The organism is Ornithinibacter aureus (assembly GCF_009858245.1).
GTDB classification, from domain to species: Bacteria; Actinomycetota; Actinomycetes; order Actinomycetales; family Dermatophilaceae; genus Fodinibacter; species Fodinibacter aureus.
In genome coordinates this window covers 910,711-932,173 of sequence record NZ_VMSB01000001.1, presented here as the reverse complement: position 1 = coordinate 932,173, position 21,463 = coordinate 910,711, and the positions used below count along the sequence as shown (strand labels likewise).

At 71.4% G+C, this 21,463-nt stretch carries 17 protein-coding genes and 1 riboswitch; of the genes, 14 read left to right on the top strand and 3 right to left on the bottom strand.

Annotation, left to right across the window (positions count from 1 at the left end; translation table 11 throughout):
• The first annotated feature begins 107 nt into the window (after positions 1–107).
• From C8E84_RS04485 to C8E84_RS04460, 6 genes are all read left to right on the top strand, one after another.
• A complete protein-coding gene (locus tag C8E84_RS04485) occupies positions 108–845 on the top strand; it encodes an EcsC family protein (RefSeq protein WP_246196775.1) in 738 nt (245 codons plus the stop codon).
• Between the two features lie 168 nt (positions 846–1,013).
• On the top strand, positions 1,014–1,433 hold the full coding sequence (locus tag C8E84_RS04480) for a YkvA family protein (protein ID WP_159899839.1): 420 nt from the start codon (positions 1,014–1,016) through the stop codon (positions 1,431–1,433).
• Between the two features lie 121 nt (positions 1,434–1,554).
• Complete coding sequence (locus C8E84_RS04475) at positions 1,555–2,667, top strand: DUF4192 domain-containing protein (protein ID WP_159899837.1); 1,113 nt, start codon at positions 1,555–1,557, stop codon at positions 2,665–2,667.
• Positions 2,668–2,722: 55 nt separating this feature from the next.
• A riboswitch (SAM riboswitch) is annotated at positions 2,723–2,834 on the top strand.
• Positions 2,835–2,850: 16 nt separating this feature from the next.
• On the top strand, positions 2,851–3,981 hold the full coding sequence (gene metX, locus C8E84_RS04470; RefSeq protein WP_159899835.1) for a homoserine O-acetyltransferase MetX: 1,131 nt from the start codon (positions 2,851–2,853) through the stop codon (positions 3,979–3,981).
• Positions 3,982–4,046: 65 nt separating this feature from the next.
• Positions 4,047–4,442, top strand: a complete 396-nt coding sequence (locus tag C8E84_RS04465) for a universal stress protein (RefSeq protein ID WP_159899833.1) — start codon at positions 4,047–4,049, stop codon at positions 4,440–4,442.
• A gap of 302 nt (positions 4,443–4,744) precedes the next feature.
• Complete coding sequence (locus C8E84_RS04460; RefSeq protein WP_246196773.1) at positions 4,745–6,553, top strand: RNA polymerase sigma factor; 1,809 nt, start codon at positions 4,745–4,747, stop codon at positions 6,551–6,553.
• Between the two features lie 181 nt (positions 6,554–6,734).
• On the opposite strand, the gene C8E84_RS04455 is transcribed toward C8E84_RS04460, so the two are convergent.
• Genes C8E84_RS04455 through C8E84_RS04445 form a run of 3 tightly spaced genes read right to left on the bottom strand, consistent with a single transcriptional unit; the run spans position 6,735 to position 11,313 of the window.
• Positions 6,735–9,038: a transglutaminase TgpA family protein gene (locus tag C8E84_RS04455; RefSeq protein ID WP_159899829.1), complete on the bottom strand. Its 2,304-nt coding sequence runs from the start codon at positions 9,036–9,038 to the stop codon at positions 6,735–6,737.
• Positions 9,035–10,297: a DUF58 domain-containing protein gene (locus C8E84_RS04450; RefSeq protein WP_159899827.1), complete on the bottom strand. Its 1,263-nt coding sequence runs from the start codon at positions 10,295–10,297 to the stop codon at positions 9,035–9,037. The genes C8E84_RS04455 and C8E84_RS04450 overlap by 4 nt, the downstream gene beginning before the upstream one ends.
• 8 nt (positions 10,298–10,305) lie before the next feature.
• Positions 10,306–11,313, bottom strand: coding sequence for an AAA family ATPase (locus tag C8E84_RS04445; protein ID WP_425495965.1), 1,008 nt, complete (start codon positions 11,311–11,313; stop codon positions 10,306–10,308).
• Between the two features lie 275 nt (positions 11,314–11,588).
• Here C8E84_RS04445 and mraZ point away from each other — a divergent pair, with 275 nt between their 5' ends.
• From mraZ to murD, 8 genes are all read left to right on the top strand, one after another.
• Entirely contained in the window at positions 11,589–12,032 is a 444-nt protein-coding gene (gene mraZ / locus C8E84_RS04440; RefSeq protein ID WP_246197043.1) for a division/cell wall cluster transcriptional repressor MraZ, read from the top strand.
• Positions 12,033–12,228: 196 nt separating this feature from the next.
• Entirely contained in the window at positions 12,229–13,209 is a 981-nt protein-coding gene (rsmH, locus tag C8E84_RS04435) for a 16S rRNA (cytosine(1402)-N(4))-methyltransferase RsmH (RefSeq protein ID WP_159899823.1), read from the top strand.
• Positions 13,206–13,817 carry a cell division protein FtsL gene (ftsL, locus tag C8E84_RS04430; RefSeq protein ID WP_159899821.1) on the top strand — a complete coding sequence of 204 codons (612 nt, stop codon included), beginning with the start codon at positions 13,206–13,208 and terminating at the stop codon, positions 13,815–13,817. Before rsmH ends, ftsL begins: the two co-directional genes overlap by 4 nt.
• A gap of 263 nt (positions 13,818–14,080) precedes the next feature.
• Positions 14,081–15,886 (top strand): peptidoglycan D,D-transpeptidase FtsI family protein, encoded by a 1,806-nt coding sequence (locus C8E84_RS04425; RefSeq protein ID WP_159899819.1) that lies wholly within the window; start codon positions 14,081–14,083, stop codon positions 15,884–15,886.
• Between the two features lie 11 nt (positions 15,887–15,897).
• The gene (locus C8E84_RS04420; protein WP_159899817.1) at positions 15,898–17,478 is read left to right on the top strand and encodes a UDP-N-acetylmuramoyl-L-alanyl-D-glutamate--2,6-diaminopimelate ligase; all 1,581 of its coding nucleotides are present in this window, start codon (positions 15,898–15,900) and stop codon (positions 17,476–17,478) included.
• Positions 17,475–18,917, top strand: a complete 1,443-nt coding sequence (locus tag C8E84_RS04415; protein ID WP_159899815.1) for a UDP-N-acetylmuramoyl-tripeptide--D-alanyl-D-alanine ligase — start codon at positions 17,475–17,477, stop codon at positions 18,915–18,917. Before C8E84_RS04420 ends, C8E84_RS04415 begins: the two co-directional genes overlap by 4 nt.
• A complete protein-coding gene (gene mraY, locus C8E84_RS04410) occupies positions 18,914–19,996 on the top strand; it encodes a phospho-N-acetylmuramoyl-pentapeptide-transferase (protein WP_159899813.1) in 1,083 nt (360 codons plus the stop codon). Before C8E84_RS04415 ends, mraY begins: the two co-directional genes overlap by 4 nt.
• The gene (gene murD, locus C8E84_RS04405; protein WP_159899811.1) at positions 19,993–21,462 is read left to right on the top strand and encodes a UDP-N-acetylmuramoyl-L-alanine--D-glutamate ligase; all 1,470 of its coding nucleotides are present in this window, start codon (positions 19,993–19,995) and stop codon (positions 21,460–21,462) included. Before mraY ends, murD begins: the two co-directional genes overlap by 4 nt.
• The last annotated feature ends 1 nt before the right edge of the window (position 21,463 follow it).

The window sequence follows — 21,463 nt, the reverse complement described above, 5'->3', positions numbered from 1 at the left end:
CGCAGCGTGCGTCAGTCCCGGCCGGTGGCGGACATCCGCGTGGCAGGATGGACAGTCGATGCCAGCGCGCCGCACGGGCGGCGCCGGCCAGTTTCGAGGAGGACGACGTGGCACTTCCCGGCAAGGGCGGGGACCGCACGAGCGATGCGGTCAAGGACGTCAGGAGCGCGCTCGAGCAGGCCCAGGCCGCTAGCGCGGACCAAGGGGTCCTGGACCGCCAGTCCACGAAGTTCGTCCAGAACATCCTCGACCTCGGGGTCGACGGCAAGGGTTGGTTCGACTCGGCCGCCCACGAGGCCGACGCGGCGCTGCGGGAGAACGGCGGCGACGTCGAGGCGGCGGTCGATGCGATCGTTCGCAGCCACGTGACCAAGGGGGCCGGCACCGGCTTCCTGACCAGCGTCGGTGGATTCATCACCCTCCCGCTGGCGCTGCCGGTGAACCTGCTCGCGTTCTACCTGCTCGCCACGCGCATGACGGCCTCGATCGCCAAGGTGCGCGGCTACGACCTGTCCTCGGAGCAGATCCGCACCGCCGTGCTCCTCACCCTCGTCGGCGCCGACGCCGACGACCTGCTGCGCAAGGCCAACGTCGTCGTGCCGGGCGGGACGCTGTCCAACCTGGCCGTGCAGCGACTGCCCGGGCCGGTGCTCATGGTGGTGCAGAAGGGCATCGGCTTCCGGTTGCTCGCCCAGGTCGGCACCAAGTCCTTCGCGCGGCTGGGGCGCCTCGTGCCCGTCGTCGGCGCTGCCGTCGGTGGCGGCGTCGACGCGTACATGCTCAGCCGGTTCGCCCGCAACGCCAAGGACCAGTTCCCGCGGGTGGCGCCCGCCATCGAGCGCTGAGGCTGCAGAGGCCTGCTCGGTCGGGCCGCTGAGGGGCACCTGAGGAGCGAGGCGCGCATCACGTCTGGTCCGGGAACGGGAATCACCCGCCGTACGTCCTTCGTTGAGCACAACGGCACCGTGATGCACCCACGCCCACGAGTGACCGGCTTGACCCAGGAGGAACCCATGGCATCACCCAAGCGCTTCGCGGCCATCGCCGCCGTCTACCAGGCCGTCCGCGTCGCGATCCGTCCCGGCGGCCCCTCGCTCGGTGAGCGTGCCGGGGCCTTCCCCCGACTCGTGCGGGCCGCGATCACGGGGGAGTACACCGCGATCAGCAAGGGCCGCCTCGCTCTCATGGTCGCCGCCCTCGCCTACATCGTGTCCCCGCTCGACCTCATCCCCGAGTTCGTTCTGCTGGCCGGGCTCGCGGACGACGCGCTCGTCATGGCATGGCTGGCCACGCAGTTCGTCGAGGAGACCGAGGCGTTCCTCGAGTGGGAGCTCGCGCAGGTCTCGCCCGCCTACGCCGCCTCCTCGGGGCACGCGTTCCCCGGCGGCTCCTCCTCGACGTCCCACACCGTTCGCGGCGACGTCATCCGCTGACGTCCGCCGGGCCCGCGTCGCTGCGGGTGCGGTTGTCCACAACCGGGCGCTGACGCACCCTTGTCCACAGGCCCTTCGGCCTTGACCTGACACCCTCCTCGCATGCGGGGAGGGTGTCGTCATGACACCAGACATCACCCTTCGAGGGCCGGGCGACATCGTCTCGGTCCTGCCCTATCACCTGGGCTACCACCCGCGCGACAGCGTCGTGGTCGTCTCCATCCGTGGCCGTCTCCTCGGGCTCGTCGCCCGGGTCGACATCCCACCACCCGGTCGTGAGGCCGAGGTCGCCACCTGGCTCACCGGGCCGATGGTCCGCGACGGCGCCAGCGCGGCCATCGTCGTGTCGTTCGAGGACCGGGTCGACGCGAGCGTCCCCCTCTCGCTCGCGGTGGCCGACCACCTCGAGCAGGTGGGCGTCGATGTGCTCGACGTCCTGGTCGTCAGGGACGGCCGGCGCTACTCCCCGCGCTGTGACCAGGACTGCTGTCCTGCGGAAGGAATCGCCCTTCCGGACCCGGCCGATGTGGTGGGCGTGGCCGAGTACGTCGCACGAGGGCGCGCCCCGCTGCTCTCGCGCAGCGCGGTCGACGACCTGGTCCGGGCCGACCCCGTCGCCAGCACGGGTGTGGCCGCCGCGATCGGGGCACGCGAGGGGATGCCGCGTCGCCGGTTGCGTCGTCGCTCCGCGCGGGCGTGGGCGGAGGTCCTGCGCCGACCGCCTACCGACGGTATGGCCCGCGATGGTGGTGGGCAGCGCCCGTCGCCGACCGTCGTTGCGGACCTCGCGCTCGGGTTGCACGACATCGCCTGGCGCGATGCCGTCATCGCGTGGCTGGCTCCCGGGGTGCTGCCGCTCGCCGACCTCCACCGCGGTGCCGTGCTTCTGCTGGAGTCGACGATGCCCTCGTGGGGAGGGATGGGCTTCGACGGCGAGCCGGGCGAGGGCAGTGACGAGGTGCTGCGGCGGTTGGTCTCGCTGTGCCGCTCGCTGCCGGACGAGGCAGCGCAGGAGGCGGCGGCCGTCTGCACGGTCGTGGCCCATGTGGCCTGGGCCAGCGGGGACGGAACGATCGCGCGTGCAGCGATCGAGCGGGCGCAACTCCTCGCTCCCGACTACCGCCTGGCCGCGCTCCTCGCGAAACTCATCGACGGCGGCATCCGATTTCCCGCCATCACCACGACGGAGGGGGTGACGCAGGGCGGCGACGACAGGTTGGGCCGCGCGGGCTGACCGGAACTCGGACGCACTGGGACATGCAGGTCAGGGGCGGTTTAGCATGGAGGCCGGTCATGAGTCCCAGTGCCAAACCCCGGTTTGCTGGGCGGCAACCCTCCTCGCGGTGGGGTGCCCCGGGTGATGACCCGGCCCCACCCGTCCCGGTGCGGCAAGCGCGATGGTCAAGGAGCACCTGTCATGACAGCCACCCCCACGAGGTCCACCTCGGCGGTCTGGCGTGCAGGCGACCCCGTCGGGGACCGGTTGTTCGCGGCCGTGGGGGACCTGTCGCTCGAGCGCGGTGGGGTCCTGCCGGACGTGACCGTGGCCTACGAGACCTGGGGGACGCTCTCGCCATCGGGGGACAACGCCGTGCTCGTGGAGCACGCCCTCACCGGTGACAGCCACGTCGTGGGTGAGGTCGGCCCCGGGCACGCGTCACCCGGCTGGTGGCCGGGCCTGATCGGGCCGGGGGCGCCGCTGGACACCAACGAACTGTTCGTCGTGGCGAGCAATGTGCTCGGTGGGTGCCAGGGGAGCACGGGGCCGGCATCCGCGGACCCTGACGGTCGGCCGTGGGGAGGCCGGTTCCCCTTCATCACGATCCGCGATCAGGTGGCCGCGGAAGTGGCTCTGGCCGATGCGCTCGGGATCGAGCGGTGGCACGGGGTGCTCGGCGGGTCGATGGGCGGGATGCGTGCCCTGGAGTGGGCCACGGGCCAGGCCGAGCGCGTCGAACGCACCCTCGTGCTCGCGTCGACCCCGTACGCCACGGCCGACCAGGTGGCCTGGTGCCTGCCACAGCTCCTGGCGATCCGCTCCGATCCTGCGTACCGGGGCGGCGACTACTACGGGTACGAGGACTGGCCGGTCACGGGGATGGGCATCGCCCGGCGGATCGCCCACACCACCTACCGTCACGAGGGTGAGCTCGACGACCGGTTCGGCCGTTCGCCCAGGGCGGGCGAGGACCCGCTCGGTGGCGGAGGGCGCTACGACGTCGAGAGCTACCTTGACCACCACGCAGCCAAGCTCGCTCGGCGCTTCGACCCCAACAGCTACGTGGTGCTCACCGAGGCGATGAACAGCCACGACGTCGGGCGAGGCCGCGGGGGAGTGGCCAGCGCCCTCCGGGCCTACCGGGGAGCGCTGCACGTGGCCGGGGTGACCACCGACCGTCTGTACCCCCTGCGGTTGTCGGAGGCGATGGTGGCGGCCAGGACGGGCACCGAGTTCTCGGTGATCGAGTCGCGGTTCGGCCACGACGGCTTCCTCATCGAGACCGATCAGGTCGGTGCTGTCATCGCGCGCTCGCTCGGCACTGCCTGAGGGCTCCCTGACTGCGGTAACGTCATTCACGAGACAGTGCAGTCCCGCCCCCAAGGAGGATAATCGTGACCATCGTCGTCGGGTTCGTACCGACCAAGGAAGGGCGGGCAGCCCTCGCCCGAGCGGTCGAGGAGGCGAGGTTGCGCCAGTCCAAGCTCGTCGTCATCAACTCCAACCGTGGTGGTCGGGACTACGACGACGACACGAGCCAGACTGCCGAGGCCGAGCTCCAGCGCGTCACCGACGAGCTGAGTGGCCACGGCCTCGAGCTCGAGGTCCGCCAGCTCGTGCGTGGCAACGAGCCCGCCGAGGACCTCATCGCCGTCGCCAATGGCACCGACGCCGACCTGATCGTCATCGGCCTGCGGCGCCGCACCCCGGTCGGGAAGCTGATCCTGGGCTCCAACGCCCAGCGCATTCTGCTCGACGCTCCCTGTGCGGTGCTCGCCGTCAAAGGCTGAGCACGGCTGATCGGGCTGAGCACGGCTGACGGGCTGAGCACAGCTGACGGGCTGAGCACAGTTGATCGTCTGCTCCTTCTCGGCTCTCGCGCACCTCGATTGCCACCGGTGACACCCGGTGCGATGTGCCGGAATGGGCACGCGCGTTTTATAATGGAAGAGCGCACCTGGCCACACCCCCGGCCCAGCCACCTCGGCCGGACGACACGGTGTCGCACAGGACCTCCCCCTCAGCCGGCCCCGGCGTTGCTCTGCGCGCCCGGATCCCGGTTTTCCGCGACGAAAGGTTGTTGGTGTCGCCTGTGTCCAACACATCCCCCGAGCTCGGCGCACTTCCCCCGGAGTTCTCTCACGAGGCACTGCAGGCACTGATTCGCATCGGGGCGGCCACGGGGTCGGTGACCGGTGAACAGGTTGCCCACGCCATGCAGAGCGCTGAGGTCAAGCCCAAGCGTGGACGCGTCGTCCTGAGCGCACTCGGCGAGAATGGCATCGAGGTCGTCATGGACCCGGCCCACATCGGCGTGGCTGCTGCCTCGGCACGCACGACCAAGAAGGCCGCAGCCTCGGCGTCGACGGCGAAGAAGGCACCCGCGAAGGCGGCGGCGACGAAGGCGACTGCCAGCAAGGCCGCCGCGACCAAGGCGACTGCCAGCAAGGCCGCCGCGACCAAGGCGACTGCAACCAAGGCGACTGCCAGCAAGGCCGCCGCGACCAAGACGACTGCAACCAAGGCGACTGCAACCAAGGCGACTGCAACCAAGGCCGCGGCGACGAAGGCGGCCCCCGCGAAGGCCACGGCGACCAAGGCTGCACCGGCCACGACGACTGCCACGAAAGCAACGGTGACGAAGACCGCCGCGGCCAAGACGACGGCATCCTCGACGGCCGCTGCCAAGACCGCCGCTGCCAAGACCGCTGCGCCGCGCGCAGCTCGGGCCACCACCACCCGCAAGGCCGCTGCCGCTGCCGCCGGCACCGACGCTCCGGCGAAGACCACCGTTCCCCGTCGCAGTGCGGCCGCGAAGAAGGCTGCCGCTGCCGAGACCGAGGCGGCCGCCGAGGCCGTTGACGAGGTCGAGGACGACGAGGAGGACGACGAGGCCAAGAAGCCTGCCGAGCCGGAGACCGAGACCAGCGGCTTCGTCCTGCGCGACGACGACGAGGACGACGCACCCGTCCAGCAGGTCGTCACGGCAGGTGCCACCGCGGACCCCGTCAAGGACTACCTCAAGCAGATCGGCAAGGTCGCCCTGCTCAACGCCGAGCAGGAGGTCGAGCTCGCCAAGCGCATCGAGGCCGGCCTGTTCGCCGAGGAGAAGCTGAACTCCGGCGAGAAGATCGACATGAAGCTCAAGCGTGAGCTCTGGTGGATCGCCCAGGACGGCAAGAAGGCCAAGAACCACCTCCTCGAGGCCAACCTTCGCCTCGTGGTCTCGCTGGCCAAGCGCTACACCGGGCGCGGCATGCTCTTCCTCGACCTGATCCAGGAGGGCAACCTCGGCCTCATCCGTGCGGTCGAGAAGTTCGACTACACCAAGGGCTACAAGTTCTCGACGTACGCCACGTGGTGGATCCGTCAGGCCATCACCCGTGCGATGGCCGACCAGGCCCGCACCATCCGCATCCCGGTGCACATGGTCGAGGTCATCAACAAGCTGGCCCGTGTGCAGCGGCAGATGCTCCAGGACCTGGGTCGCGAGCCCACCCCGGAGGAGCTGGCCAAGGAACTCGACATGACCCCCGAGAAGGTCGTCGAGGTCCAGAAGTACGGCCGCGAGCCCATCTCGCTGCACACCCCGCTCGGCGAGGACGGTGACAGCGAGTTCGGAGACCTCATCGAGGACTCCGAGGCGGTCGTGCCGGCGGACGCCGTGAGCTTCACGCTGCTGCAGGAGCAGTTGCACTCGGTGCTGGACACGCTCTCCGAGCGCGAGGCCGGGGTCGTCTCGATGCGCTTCGGTCTGACCGACGGCCAGCCCAAGACCCTTGACGAGATCGGCAAGGTCTACGGGGTGACACGTGAGCGAATCCGCCAGATCGAGTCCAAGACGATGAGCAAGCTGCGCCACCCGAGCCGCAGCCAGGCCCTGCGCGACTACCTGGACTGAGCCGTCCCTGTCGTGACACCGCGACGGCCCCACCATCTGCGCGATGGTGGGGCCGTCGCGGTGAGCGGGGTCGAGGTGATTGCGCCGGGGGACGGGTGCGCCTGGGAGGAGCTCGCCGGGGGGCTGATCCCCAGTTTGAGGACTACCGCCAAGGTAACGGTCGGCTCCGATGATGTGCGCGTTACTCGTCGGTGTCCTTGTCGGCTGGCCCGGGCCTGCTGAACCGCAGGATGCTGCGCCACAGGCCGCGACCCTCGGCGGGAAGCAGCAGCGCCCGCACCTTGTCGACCCGCCGGCGGCGTCCCAGCGCCCCACGCCACACGGTCTGTGCGTCGTCGGCGACGTCGTGCAGCTCGGTCCCCGGGCGGGCGTATCGGGCCAGCTCGACCGTGGCGACGACACGACCCAGCGCTTGGTCCTCGTCCGGGGTGAGGTACGCGGCCTTGGTGATCTGGCGTGAGGCCTGCCGGGGGGTCGTCCCGTCCGGCGGCACGTACCCGATGTCCTGCAGCCGGAGCAGCAGGCTCTGCCACTGCGCCTCGACCCGTTCGGCGTCGTCGCGGGCGGCTCGCGCAGCCCGTCGCCGGCTGAGCCACGCCCCGAACGGGACAGCCGAGACGGCCAGGACGACGACCAGGATGCCGAGCAGCGTCAGGGCGTTGTCGGTGACGAACCGGACGGGGGAGAACCCGCCGGTGTCGACGGCGCCCATCCCGCCGTTGTCGGTCAGGTCGCGCGTCGGAGCAGTCGAGGGCGCTGCGGATGCCGTGGGCGTGGTGGCGCTCGGCGTGGGGGTGGCCGTGGCCGCGGGGTCGGAGGCCTCGAGGCTGTAGTCGGGGGCCGCGTTGCTCTGCGTCGCGGGGGTGGGCTCGAATCGCACCCAACCGAGCTGGGGGAAGTACAGCTCGGGCCAGGCATGGGCGTCGCTGACCCGCACCACCCGATCGTCACCGTCGGCAACCCCGGGCAGGAAGCCAACAGCCATGCGCGACGGGATGCCGGCGGCCCGGGTCAGCATGATCATCGCGGTGCTGAACTGCACGCAGTACCCGCGGCGGGTCTCCAGGAAGCGCAGCAGCGGGTCGGAGGGGAGGGTGCCGTCGTCCTGGGCGAGCTCGAGGGAGTAGGTGAACTGCGAGCTGCGCAGGTACGCCTGCACCGCCTGGGCGACCTCGAGGGCGGAGTCGCCGTCGTCGGTCAGCTCGGCGAGCAGCGCCCGCACCTCGTCCTCGGAGCGGCGGTCCAGCGCGAGGGTGGAGGGGTCGACGCCGAGCTGTGACGCGTCGGGCCCGGTGGCGAACTGCCCTGGCTCCGGGTCGAGCTCGATGAACTCCGCGGTGTAGGAGTCAGCGGCCGTCGTGGCCTGGACGACCCCGGCCACGGTGACGTTCCACGTGCCGTCCGGCAGCGACGTCGAGATGGTGCCAGCGGGTAGGGCCACCTGGGGCGCCCCCACGGCGTTGTCGCTGACCTCGATGCGTTCGACTCGGCGCGGCACCTCGGGCCCCGCGATCGGAGGCGGGATCTGACCGTCGATCGGAACGAACGAGAACTCCTGGCGGGCCTGCCACTGGCCTCTGCGGTAGTCGTCGAGCACCCCGACGCGCAGCGGTTGGAGGTCCTGCGAGGAGGAGCGGTAGCGCAGCACCGGGTTGTCCGAGCGGCTCTCGAGGTCACGGGCGATGTCGACCGTCGACGACAGCTGGATGCTCGACCCACCCCCGCCCCGGCCGTTGCTGCTCTGCCCGAGGCCGTCGGCGATGAACGTCGTCGGCAGGTGGGGGATCAGCGTCGGCACCACCACGGCAGCCGCCAGGGCCGCGACGCCGACGATGCGCCCGGTGGCCGCGAAGGAGGTGCTCGGGTCCGCGCCGGCCCGGCCGCCAGCGCGCGGCGCAGGCGTGCCCCACGCCCGCAGCGACCCCACGGACTGCCGGCCCATGAGCGCGAGCCAGCAGAGTGCGGCGGGAACGGCATACCAGGGTGCCAGCCCGTCGCCGGAGTTCGTCGCCGACCCGAGGAAGGCGGCGAGCAGGGGGATGCCCGCCAGTGCGGGGCTGCGATAGGTCACGCCGATGGCGTCGACAGCGAGGGCGGTCAGTCCGACGAGGAGGCTGATCCCGAGGATGGTGCCGCGGTTCGAGGGTGCCGGTGCCGCTGAGATCGCCACGGTCTCGCCTGCCTGGGTGAGCAGGATCCCGAAGGCCTTGCCGGTCTCGGGCGTCGGGACCAGGTCGGCCCACAGGTGCCCGCGGCCGTGAAGGAGGGCTGCCGCGTAGACCAGAGCCGTGCTCTGGCCGAGCACCACGAGGGGGCGCTGGCTGGTCAGCGTGCGCAATCCCGCACCGGTCAGGGCCACCACGGCGACGAGGACGATGCTCGGGCGCATCCACGTGTTCGGGGTGAACAGCGTGGTCACCGGGAGCGTGACGGCGGTGGTGGCGAGCGCCGCGAGCAGGGCCTCGATCGGCCGGGCCCGGTTCACCGTGCACCCACGCTCTGGGCGCCGACGACGGCACCCCATGCGAGCGACGCGGTGGTCTGCGCGTCGACGGCGGTGGCCAGCCACCCGTTGGAGTGCAGCGCCGCGACGGACGCCGACGCTGAGGCGACGTCGGCGCCTCCGCGCCGCTGGTGGCCGCCGAAGGATGCCGGGTCGGTGATGATCGCGGCGCCGCTGGAGCCCGGTTGGCGCAGGGCCGCGAGCGCCCGCCCGTCGACGTCGTCGAGCGGACCGCCGATGAAGACGACCAGACCTCCCTGCGAGGTCAGCACGCTTGCGGCGTGAAGCACCGCTCGCAGGCTCTCCGGTGACTGAAGGGTGACACGAGCCAGGGTCTCGAGCCCTTCCTCGTGGGAGTCGTCGTGCCGGACACCGGTGTCGGACCGGGCGTCGGCGGTGAGGAGGTGCACGGCATACCCCGCGCCGACCACGTGCGCCGTGACCGAGGCGGCCATCGTGACGCACCACTCGAGCGAGCTCGCGCGGCCCGTCCCCGCGTGCGCGGTGGAGCGTGAGTCGAGGATGACGACGGCTCGCCGCTTGGCCGGTCGATCCTCCTGGCGCACCATGAGCTCGCCGGTGCGGGCGCTCGCCGGCCAGTGGATGCGGCGCAGGTCGTCGCCGTCGCGGTACTCGCGAACGGTCTGGTCGTCCTCCCCGTGCAGGGCGACCATGTGGGGCACCGAGCCCTCGGATCCGATGCCGCTGCCGAGCGAGCGTGCCCCGGGCAGGGGCAACACGCGGGGGAGCACGACGACCTCGGCGTCTCCGCTCAGGGCAGATGTGCGCAGGGTGAGGCCGAACGGATCCCGGACGCGCACGCCGAGGGGTCCGATGCGGTGCACCCCCCGACTGTGGGAGCGCACGGTGTACTGCACCTCCTGCGTCTCACCGGGCCGCAGCGAGCGCAGCACGAACCGCGGTCGGTCGCCGAGGGCGTAGTCGATCGACTCCTCGGCCATGACGACGGGGGATGCCGTGGACTCCCCGTTGCGTACCCGCACCGTCACCACGGCACGCTCGTCGATGGTGATTCGGCTGGGGACGGCGGTCCGCACGACCTCCAGGCGCAACCCGTGACGGCGCACGAGCACCAGCCCCATGGCCGTCATGGCACTCAGCAGCACCCCGATCCGGGTCAGGTCGGGCTGTCCGAGCAGGATGCCGCAGGCGAGCAGCACCACGGCCGCGCCGACGAAGGACGCACCTCGGGTGGTCAGGGAGCGTCGCAGCGGGAGCACGGTGGTCCTCAGCGCGTCGGGGAGGGGACCCGGACTCGCTGGAGCAGGTCCTGGACGACGTCGGCTGTGCTGCGGTGGGCCATCTGCGTCTCACCGGTGGGGATGAGTCGGTGGGCCAGCACCGGGACGGCAACCTGCTGGACGTCGTCGGGCAGGACGTGGTCACGGCCGGCCAGGGCCGCGTGGGCCCGAGACGCGCGCAGCAGGTGGATCGTCGCGCGGGGCGAGGCACCGAGGCGCAGGGCGCTGCTGGAACGCGTCGCGTGGGTGAGGTCCACGATGTACTGGCGCACGGAGGGGGAGGCGTGCACCTCGCGCACCGCCCGCACCATCGCCGAGACGGTGGCGGCGTCGGTGACCGGTTGGAGGGCATCGAGGGGGGAAGCCCCGCCATGGACATCGAGCATGTCGAGCTCGGCACGGGCCGACGGGTACCCCATCGAGATCCGCGCCATGAAGCGGTCGCGCTGCGCCTCCGGGAGAGGGTAGGTGCCCTCCATCTCGATGGGATTCTGGGTGGCCATGACGATGAAGGGCCGTGGGAGGGCGTAGGTCGTTCCGTCAACGGTGACCTGGCCTTCCTCCATCGACTCCAGGAGTGCGCTCTGGGTCTTGGGTGAGGCGCGGTTGATCTCATCGCCGACGACGACGTTGGCGAAGATCGCGCCGGGCCGGAACTCGAAGTCACGAACGTCCTGGTTGAAGACCGAGACCCCGGTGATGTCGCTGGGGAGCAGGTCGGGGGTGAACTGCACCCTGCTCACCCGGCAGTCGATGGTGCGGGCGAGGGTCTTTGCGAGCAGGGTCTTGCCCACCCCGGGGACGTCCTCGACGAGAAGGTGGCCCTCGGCGAGCAGCACGGTGATCGCGGTGCGGACCACGGACTGCTTGCCCTCGATGACGGCGTTCATGGTGGCCGCCAGCGACGCCGACACCTGCAGGACCGTGTCGAGGGAGGCACCCCGCGCCGGCGCCGGCGCGTCCGAATCGGTCGAGGTTCGGCGGTGGTCGTCCAGTTCGCTCACGGTGATCCCTTCGTCGTCGGTGGTGTGCCAACGATCAGTTGGTGCTCCGGGTGCCCTCGATCTTGCCCCACGACGTGCCGATGTGGTCTGGGCGCCGAGCGTTCACGCAAAGCGCTCCACTTTCCACCACCCCTTCTGAACTGCACAGATGTCGAGATTGAGCCCATCTGAAGGCGGAATTTGATCCCTTGTGGAGAGTTGGTGGAGTAATGTGGGGGAAACCGGTGGATCCGGGGGCGCAGCGAAGGGTCGAGGAGGTGGCGCCAGTGCAGGAGTTCCTGGGTACCCACACGCCCCGACTCGACGACAAGGGGCGGCTCTTCCTCCCCGCCCGCTACCGCGCGGACCTCTCCGAGGGCCTGGTCATCACCACCGGGCAGGAGAACTGCCTCTACGTGTTCCCCACGGCCGAGTTCCACCGCATCTCCGCGCAGATGGCCGCGGCCCCCAGCTCGTCGAAGAACGTGCGCGACCTCGTTCGCGTGTTCCGCGCCCGAGCGCACTCCGACACCCCCGACCGCCAGGGCCGCGTCACGATTCCCGCGCCGCTGCGCGCCTACGCCGGGCTGGAGCGCGAGTGCACCGTCATCGGCAACGGCAACCGGCTCGAGGTCTGGGACACCGCCCGTTGGGACTCCTACCTCGACGAGGTCATGCCCGCGTACTCCAGCTACTCGGTCGAGACCGAGGAGGTGGTCCCCGGACTCTGACGGCTCGCCCGCACCGACCCGACCGCCGGCCTCCAGCCGACCCGCTCCCGACGCGACTTCCCCCGCGCCGGGCCCGGATCGGATGGGGACCAGTAGCCGGGTCGACCGGCACCACCACCCCGCACCACCGCACACCACCACCTCGCTCCACCACTTCGCACCACCACCGCACACCGATCGACGACGAAGGATCACGATGACCAGCCCAGGAGATGCCGCCCAGCGGCACGTTCCGGTGCTGCGGGACCGCATCGTGGACCTCCTCGAGCCCGCCCTGTCCGTCGAGGGGGCGGTCTGCGTCGACGCCACCTTGGGCATGGGAGGCCACGCCGAGGCGCTCCTCGAACGCTGCCCGTCGGCTCGAGTCATCGGAGTCGACCGTGACGAGCAGGCCCTGGCCCTGGCCGGCGAGCGACTGGCCCGCTTCGGTGACCGCTTCCTCGGCGTCCACGCGGTCTACGACGAGATCGCCGACGTCGTCGAGGCGCACACCGACGGTGTGGCCCACGGCATCCTGTTCGACTTGGGGGTCTCCTCCCTCCAGCTCGACCAGCCCGACCGGGGTTTTGCCTACCGGCACGACGCGCCCCTGGACATGCGAATGGACCAGTCGTCGGGGATCACGGCCGCCGAGGTGCTGAACACCTACTCCCACGGAGACCTCGCGCGGATCCTGAAGACGTACGGCGAGGAGCGCTTCGCCGGCCGCATCGCCTCCGCGGTCCTGCGTGAGCGGGAGAAGGAGCCGTTCACCACCTCCGCCCGCCTCGTCGAGGTGTTGCGGACCGCCATCCCGGCCGCCTCGCAGCGCAGTGGCGGACACCCTGCCAAGCGGACCTTCCAGGCGCTGCGCATCGAGGTCAACGCGGAGCTCTCGGTGTGGGAGCGCGCGATCGACGCCGCGATCGGCGTGCTCGCTCCGGGCGGGCGGATCGCGGTGCTGTCCTACCACTCGCTGGAGGACCGCATCACCAAGCAGGCGTTTGCCCGCGGTGCGACCAGCCGCACCCCCGCCGGGATGCCGGTCGAGCTGCCCGAGCTCGCCGCCTACCTACGACTGCTGACCCGCGGGGCCGAGGTCCCGGACGAGCAGGAACAGCACGACAACCCCCGATCCGCCTCGGCCCGCCTGCGCGCAGCCGAACGACTGACCTCCTCGAACGGAGCCACCGCATGAGCCAGCTCGCACCGGCCAGGCCCCTCCCGCGCACGTCCGCCCGGCGGACCACGGCGGCGACCCCTCGCCAGCTCAAGGTGGTGGCGCCGCCCGAGACCCGTGGCAACGGCGCGTTCCTCGCGCTGTGCGTGCTGCTGCTGCTCGGGGGCTTCGTCAGCGTGCTCATGCTCAACACGGCGATGGCCAAGGGCTCCTACACGCTGCGCGACCTCCAGCACCGTTCTGACGAGCTCACCGACACCCAGGACCAGCTGCGCCACTCCCTGGACGCGGTCTCCGGTCCGGGGCCGCTCGCCCAGCGGGCCCGGGAGCTCGGGATGGTCAAGGCACCCACGCCCGCCTTCCTCCGGTTGTCGGACGGGGCCGTGCTCGGCGTGGCGGAGAAGGCCAAGGCCGACACGACGTTTAGCGTGGTCACCGAGACCTCGATCACCGCCAGCACACCAGGGCGCAGTCCTGCTCCGGCGGCCACCGCCACCGCCACGACCACTGCCCCCGCCACGCCGCAGCCCAGCGCCTCGGCCTCCAGCCCCACCGCCAGCCAGGCCACACCGACCCCCACCACCAGCCAGGCCACACCCACGCCGACCACGACGGAGAGCCCGTGACCCAGCGCAGGACGCCACCGCCCTCAGGGCGCGGGCGACCCGGCGGCACCCCGGCTCCCCGACCCGGCGCAGCACGCCCCGCTGCTCCCCGATCCGGTGCGCCACGGTCCGCTTCGCCGCGAGCGGCTCAGCCCCGACCGGCTGCGCCCCGAACGGCTCAGACTCGTCCTGCTCAGCCGCGATCGTCGACGCCTCGCAGGAAGCCGCCCGCGAGCAGCGCCCCACCGCGGCCCGTCGCCACGGCGGCCAACCCGCGGCGGCGGATGCGCGCCCTCACGGTGGCGAGCCTGTTCGTGCTGAGCGTCTTCGGTGCCCAGCTCATCAGGATCCAGGGCTTCGATGCGCACGCCGTGGCCGAGGAGGCCCAGAGCAAGCGCGCCGGCACGCAGATCATCCCCGCCATGCGCGGCCAGATCCTCTCCGCGGACGGGACCGTCCTGGCTGCCAGTGCGGTGCGAGAGGTCGTCGTCGCCGACCAGCAGGCGGTGTGCACCTACCGCACGAAGAAGAACACGTGCAGCCCGGAGCGGTCCGCGCAGGCCGTCCAGGAGGCTGCCGTGGGGCTGGCGCCCCTCCTCGGCACCACCGTGGCCCAACTCGTGCCGAAGCTCACCGGCACCAACCGCTACGTCATCCTCAGCAAGGACGTCACCCCGGTGACGTGGAACGCCATCGCCGACCTCGGCATCCCCGGCATCTACCGGGACCGCCGCGCGACCCGGTCCGAGCGCACCTACCCGCAGGGCACGACCACCGCGGCGCTCGTCGGGTACGTCACGGCAGACGGCAACCCCGGTGGCGGCGTCGAGCTCATGGTCAAGGACCACCTCAAGGGCACCCCCGGCAAGCAGACCTTCGAGCAGGGGCGCGACGGCACGATCATCCCGGTGGGGGAGCGGTCGCTCACGCCCGCGGTCGACGGCAACGACGTTCACCTGACGATCAGCTCCAGCCTGCAGTGGTACGCCCAGAACTCGCTGGCGCAGCGGATCAAGGACGTCGGTGCGAAGTCGGGCACCGTCGTCGTGATGAACGCCAAGAACGGCAACCTCCTCAGCGTCGCCTCCTACCCCACGTTCAACCCGAACACCGATGTCGGGAAGAAGGGTGCCAAGCTCGGCAACGTCGCGTTCTCCGACGTGTTCGAGCCGGGGTCGACGTCGAAGATCATGACCGTCGCGGCCGCCCTCGAGGAGGGCACGGTCACGCCCTCGACGCCGGTCGTCATCCCCAACCGGCTCAAGCGCTTCGACGCCTCCTTCAAGGACAGCCACGACCACCCCACCCTGTACCGCACGGTCGCCGGCACGCTCGCCGAGTCCAGCAACATCGGCACGGTCCTGGTCAGCGAGACCATGACGCCGAAGACCCTCGAGACCTACTTCCGCAAGTTCGGCGTGGGCGAGCGCTCGGGCACCGGCTTCCCCGGCGAGTCGGCTGGCCTGCTCGCCCCGTCGGAGCAGTGGAGCGGGACGCAGGCCAAGACGGTGGCCTTCGGGCAGGGGCTGTCGGTCACGGCGATCCAGGCCGCGTCGGTCTTCCAGACCATCGCCAACGGCGGCGTGCGGGTCGCGCCGCGACTCATCGAGAGCCTCACCGCCGCGGACGGCACGGTGACCCCGACGCCGGCATCACCCACGACGCGCGTGGTGTCGGAGCAGACGGCGAGCGACGTGAGCAAGATGCTCGAGGGTGTCGTGAGCGGCGAGGGCACGGCCCAGGAGGCGATGATCCCGGGCTACCGCGTGGCCGGCAAGACGGGGACGGCCGACTACTACGACGCGGCCGCGAAGCGGTACAGCGGGCGCACCGCGAGCTTCATCGGGTACGCCCCGGCCGACGACCCGCAGATCGTCGTCGCGGTCATCGTGCACAAGCCCATCCAGCCGTTCTTCGGTGGCCCGGTCGCCGGCCCCGTGTTCAAGGACGTCGCCACCTACGCGCTGCAGGAGCTGAAGATCCCGCCGACGGGTGCCACACCGCCCAAGATCACCGTCAAGGTGTCCCCGGAGGAGGCGCAGGCCGACCCGACCCTGCTGCTCGACGGCCGCAAGCGCAGCGCCGGGTAGGGTGCTGCGACGTGGCCGTACCTCGACCGACACCGCTGCGCAGCACCTCCATCAGGACCCTGGCTGATCTGCTGGGAGCGCGCGCGGCAGACCTTCCCGACGTCAGTGTCACTGGTGTCACCCTCGACTCCCGGGCCGTCGTCGGCGGCGACTTGTACGCCGCCCTGCCGGGCGCACGGGCCCACGGTGCCGACTTCGTCGAGTCCGCTGCGGTCCTGGGCGCCGCGGCCGTGCTCACCGACTCCGACGGGGCCAGCCGGGTCTCGGCCGCCGGCGTCGACCTGCCCGTGCTCGTCGTCGACTCACCCCGTGCCGTGCTCGGCGAGGTGTCGGCCGAGATCTACGGCACCACGGACCTGACGCTGCGCATGCTCGGCGTCACGGGCACCAACGGCAAGACGACCACGGCCTACCTCGTGCACTCCGCCCTGACGGCCCTGGGAGCAGCCACCGGTCTCATCGGCACGGTCGAGACCCGCATCGGTGACGAGCGGATCGACAGCGTGCGCACCACCCCCGAGGCCCCCGAACTGCACGGCATCCTCGCGGTGATGGCGCAACGCGGCCTGAGCACCTGCGTCATGGAGGTCTCCAGCCACGCCCTGGCCCAGCACCGGGTCGACGGGGTCGTCTACGACGTCGCGCTGTTCACCAACCTCAGTCAGGACCACCTCGACTTCCACCACGGCATGGAGGACTACTTCGCCGCCAAGGCGTCGCTGTTCACGCCGCGGAGGTCCCGGCGTGCCCTGGTCTGCGTGGACGACGCGTGGGGTCGCCGGCTGGCGAGCGAGGCCACGGTCCCCGTGCACACGATCGCCACCCTTCATGCCGGGCAGTCGTCCGCCGATGGCGCAGGGCACGCCGCAGGGTCCGCGGACTGGGTGATCACCGTCGACCTCGCCGACCCGGCCGCCTTCCACCTGACCGGCCCGGGGGTGGACCTCCACCTGAGGTCGAGGCTTCCGGGGGACTTCAACGTCACGAACACGGCCATGGCCGCGGCCGCTCTCATCCTGCTCGGCGAGGACGTCGATGCGGTGGGCGCCGCGGTGCTCTCCGATCCGCACGTCCCCGGCCGGATGGAGGCGGTCACCGGCCCGCAGGGATCGCCTCGCGCACTCGTCGACTACGCCCACACCCCCGAGGCCATCCGCGCCGCCCTGCACGCGTTGCGCCCGAGCACACCGGGCACGCTCGTCGTGGTCACCGGGGCCGGGGGAGACCGTGACCGTGACAAGCGCCACGCCATGGGCGCAGCCGCTGCCGAGGTCGCCGACCTCGTGGTCGTCACCGACGACAACCCGCGCTCGGAGGACCCCTCGTCGATCCGAGCCGCGCTCCTCGAGGGGGTCGAGGCGGCCCGTGCCGGCGGGCGGCACGGCATCCGGGTGCTCGCCATCGGCGATCGTCGCGAGGCGATCCGCGAGGCGGTCGCAGCGGTGTGGGCCGAGGGCGGCGCCGCGACGGTCGCCGTCGTCGGCAAGGGCCACGAGAGCGGCCAGGAGATCGCCGGTGTCGTGCACCCCTTCGACGACCGTGCCGAGCTCGCCCACGCGCTCGACCTCGCAGCATCGAGCGCCACCCGATGATCGCCCTCACCCTGCGCGAGGTCGCCCGCGCCGTCAGCGGCGTGATCGTCGCACCCGCCGACCTCGACCCCGACACGCTCGTCATCGACGGGCCCGTGGTCACCGACTCGCGCGAGGCAGGCCCCGGCGGCCTCTACGTCGCCCGCGTCGGGGAGCAGGCCGACGGCCACGACTTCGTCCCGGATGCCGTGGCGCGCGGTGCCGTCGCGGCTCTCGTCACGCGGGCCGTCGACGGCGTCCCGTCCGTCGTCGTCGCCGACACCCAGGACGCCTTCGCCGCGCTCTCCCTCGAGGTGGTGAGGCGCCTGCCCGACCTCCAGGTCGTCGGCATCACCGGGTCGTCCGGCAAGACGAGCACCAAGGACCTCCTCGGCACCGTCCTCGCCACCGTCGGGCCCACGGTCGCCCCCGTCGGGTCGTACAACTCCGAGGTCGGCGTGCCGCTCACCGTGTGCCGCGTCGCCGCCGACACCCGCTTCCTCGTCGTCGAGATGGGGGCCCGCGGGATCGGCCACATCGAGTACCTGACGACGATGGCGCCGCCGCGCGTCGGGGTCGTGCTCAACGTCGGCACCGCGCACGTCGGGGAGTTCGGTTCGCGCGCCGCCATCGCCACCGCGAAGTCCGAGCTCGTCGCGGCCCTGCCGGCCCACGGTCTCGCGGTGCTCAACGCCGACGACCCCGCGGTTCGAGCCATGGCCGACGTGACGCCCGCCCGCGTCGCTCTCGTCGGCGAGGCCGACGACGCACAGGTGCGGGCCACCGACGTCGTGCTCGACGACGGGGGCCGCGCCGCGTTCACCGTGCACACCCCGACCGGCACCCGCACGGTCCACCTGGGGCTGGTCGGGCGCCACCACGTCGGCAACGCCCTGGCCGTCATCGCCGTCGCGACCGAGCTGGGCATGCCGCTCGACGACGTCGTGACCGCACTCGAGGCAGCCCGCCCGGTGAGCCGCTGGCGCATGGAGGTCATCGAACGCCGCGACGGGGTCACCCTGGTCAACGACGCCTACAACGCCAACCCGGACTCCATGCACGCCGCCCTCGGTGCCCTCGCCAGGATGGGGCAGGGCCGGCGAACCTGGGCCGTGCTCGGCACGATGCTCGAGCTCGGGCCGGAGTCGGACTCACTGCACGCCGAGGTCGGGGCCGACGTCGTCGCCCACGGCATCGGTGAGCTGCTCGTCGTCGGTGACGCCGCGGCATCCCTCGCTGCAGGCGCCCGTGACGCCCTGTCCGCCACCGGCGCGCCCGAGGGTGCCGACCTGCCGACCCCCGCCACGAGGGTGCGCCAGGTGGCCGACGCCGAGGCCGCGCAGCAGGTACTGGCGGCCGAGCTGCGACCCGCGGACGTGGTGTTGTTCAAGTCCAGTCGCGACGCGGGACTACGGTTGCTCGGTGACCGGATGGCGCAGGACGAGGAGGAGCTGACGTGAGGGCTGTGCTCATCGCCGGCGTCGTGTCGCTCGTCATCTCGCTGCTCGGCACCCCGCTGTTCATCCGCTTCCTCGTGCACAAGGGCTACGGCCAGTTCATCCGCGACGACGGGCCCACCTCGCACCACACGAAGCGCGGAACCCCCACCATGGGCGGGGCCGTCATCGTGCTCGCCTCGCTCATCGCCTACGCCGTGGCCCACCTGGTCACCGGTCAGAGCCCCACCGTCAGCGGCCTGCTCGTCCTGTTCCTCATGACGGGACTGGGCTTCATCGGCTTCCTCGACGACTTCATCAAGATCTCCAAGCAGCGCAGCCTCGGCCTGCGCTCGGGCGAGAAGCTCGCCGGCCAGACCCTCGTCGCCGTCATCTTCGCGATCCTCGCGCTGCAGTTCCCCAACGACGCGTTCCGCACCCCGGCCTCGACGTCGATCTCCTTCGTGCGCGACACCGGTCTCGACCTCGCGTTCAGTGGCGCCCTGGTCGGGGTCATCCTCTTCGTCATCTGGGCCAACATCATCGTCGCGGGCACGTCCAACGGCGTGAACCTCACCGACGGCCTCGACGGCCTCGCCACCGGGGCGTCGGTCATGGTGTTCGCGGCCTACGTGCTCATCGGCATCTGGCAGTTCAACCAGAACTGCCAGTGGAACCCGGGCACCAAGTGCTACGAGGTGCGCGACCCCCACGACCTGGCCATCGTCGCGGCCTGCGGCATGGGCGCCTGCTTCGGCTTCCTGTGGTGGAACGCCTCACCCGCCAAGATCTTCATGGGCGACACCGGGTCGCTGGCCCTCGGCGGCGGGCTCGCCGGCCTCGCCATCCTCACCCGCACCGAGCTGCTCATCGTCATCCTCGGCGGCCTGTTCGTCACCATCACGCTCTCGGTCATCATCCAGGTCGCCAGCTTCAAGACCACCGGTAAACGGGTGTTCCGCATGGCACCGCTGCAACACCACTTCGAACTCCTCGGCTGGGCAGAAGTCACGATCGTGATCCGGTTCTGGATCATCGCCGGCCTCTTCGTCGCGCTCGGGCTCGGGTTGTTCTACGCAGAGTGGGTCGTGGGCGCCGGATGAGCGAGCGGCTCGCCACCTTGACCCACAGTGACGCGAACTGGGCAGGCCTGCGCGTCGTCGTCACCGGGCTCGGGGTCAGCGGTTTCGCGGCCGCGGACGCCCTGCTCGAACGAGGCGCCGACGTGCTCGTCGTCGACGGCGCCCAGCCCGACGGCATCCTCGCCGAGCGGGCCAACATCCTCGACATCCTCGGCGCCCGCCTCGCCTTCGGCCCGGATGCCGTCGTTCGGATGCCGGACACCCCCGTGGACCTCGTCGTCACCTCCCCGGGGTGGCGGCCCGACCAGCCCCTGCTCGCGGCCGCCGCCGCGTCCGGCGTCCCCGTCTGGGGAGAGGTCGAGCTCGCCTGGCGGATGAGGCCGGAGCACGGGGGTGCCCCGTGGCTGGCCGTGACCGGCACCAACGGCAAGACGACCACCGTGCAGATGCTCACCTCGATCCTGCAGGCGGCGGGGCTGCGGGCGTGCAGCGCCGGCAACGTCGGCACCCCGATCCTCGAGGCCGTGGTGCACCCCGACCCGTTCGACGTCATCGCCGTCGAGCTCTCGAGCTTCCAGCTGCACTGGTCGCACTCCCTCGCGCCGCAGGCGTCGGTGTGCCTCAACGTCGCCCCCGACCACGTCGACTGGCACGGTTCCCTCGAGGAGTACGCCCTGGCCAAGGGCAAGGTGTACGCCAACACCGAGGTCGCCTGCATCTACAACGTGCAGGACGAGCGCACCCGCCGACTCGTCGAGGACGCCGACGTCCAGGAGGGGTGTCGAGCCATCGGCTTCACCCTCGACCTGCCTGCCGTCTCGCAGGTCGGGCTCGTCGGCGACGTCCTCGCCGACCGAGCCTTCGTCGAGCAGCGCCGCACCGCGGCCGCCGAGCTCGCCACCCTCGACGACCTCTCGAACGGCGGCCCACCGCCGGCCCCGCACCTCGTCGCGAACGCCCTGGCTGCAGCCGCCCTGGCCCGAGCCCACGGCGTGCCTGCCGGTGCGGTGCGAGCCGGGCTGCGCGCGTTCGTGCCCGAACCCCACCGCATCGCCGAAGCCGCGACGATCGACGGCATCCGGTTCGTCGACGACTCCAAGGCAACCAACCCGCACGCGGCCCGCGCCAGCCTCACCGCCTACGAGCACGTCGTCTGGGTTGCCGGCGGCCTGCTCAAGGGTGCCGACGTCGACGACCTCGTCGCCGCGGCCGCCGAGCACCTGCGCGCCGTCGTGCTGATCGGTCAGGATCGGGCACTCATTGCCCAGGCACTGGCCCGACACGCGCCGGATGTCCCCGTCGTCGACATCGACCGCACCGACACTGGTGCCATGGACGAGGTGGTGAAGCAGGCCCGCGCGCTCGCACGGGCAGGAGACGTCGTGCTCCTTGCGCCCGCTGCCGCGTCGATGGACATGTTCACGGACTACGGCGCTCGCGGTGACGCCTTCGTCGGCGCGGTCGACCGGCTCGCCGCAGGGGAGTAGC

What these genes read in the sequence shown, in the direction of transcription:
- ftsL (WP_159899821.1), top strand. Translation starts at nt 13,206, where the DNA reads ATGAGCCAGCTCGCACCGGCCAGGCCCCTCCCGCGCACGTCCGCCCGG.
- murD (WP_159899811.1), top strand. Translation starts at nt 19,993, where the DNA reads ATGAGCGAGCGGCTCGCCACCTTGACCCACAGTGACGCGAACTGGGCA.
- metX (WP_159899835.1), top strand. Translation starts at nt 2,851, where the DNA reads ATGACAGCCACCCCCACGAGGTCCACCTCGGCGGTCTGGCGTGCAGGC.
- C8E84_RS04425 (WP_159899819.1), top strand. Translation starts at nt 14,081, where the DNA reads ATGCGCGCCCTCACGGTGGCGAGCCTGTTCGTGCTGAGCGTCTTCGGT.
- C8E84_RS04415 (WP_159899815.1), top strand. Translation starts at nt 17,475, where the DNA reads ATGATCGCCCTCACCCTGCGCGAGGTCGCCCGCGCCGTCAGCGGCGTG.
- C8E84_RS04480 (WP_159899839.1), top strand. Translation starts at nt 1,014, where the DNA reads ATGGCATCACCCAAGCGCTTCGCGGCCATCGCCGCCGTCTACCAGGCC.
- rsmH (WP_159899823.1), top strand. Translation starts at nt 12,229, where the DNA reads ATGACCAGCCCAGGAGATGCCGCCCAGCGGCACGTTCCGGTGCTGCGG.
- C8E84_RS04475 (WP_159899837.1), top strand. Translation starts at nt 1,555, where the DNA reads ATGACACCAGACATCACCCTTCGAGGGCCGGGCGACATCGTCTCGGTC.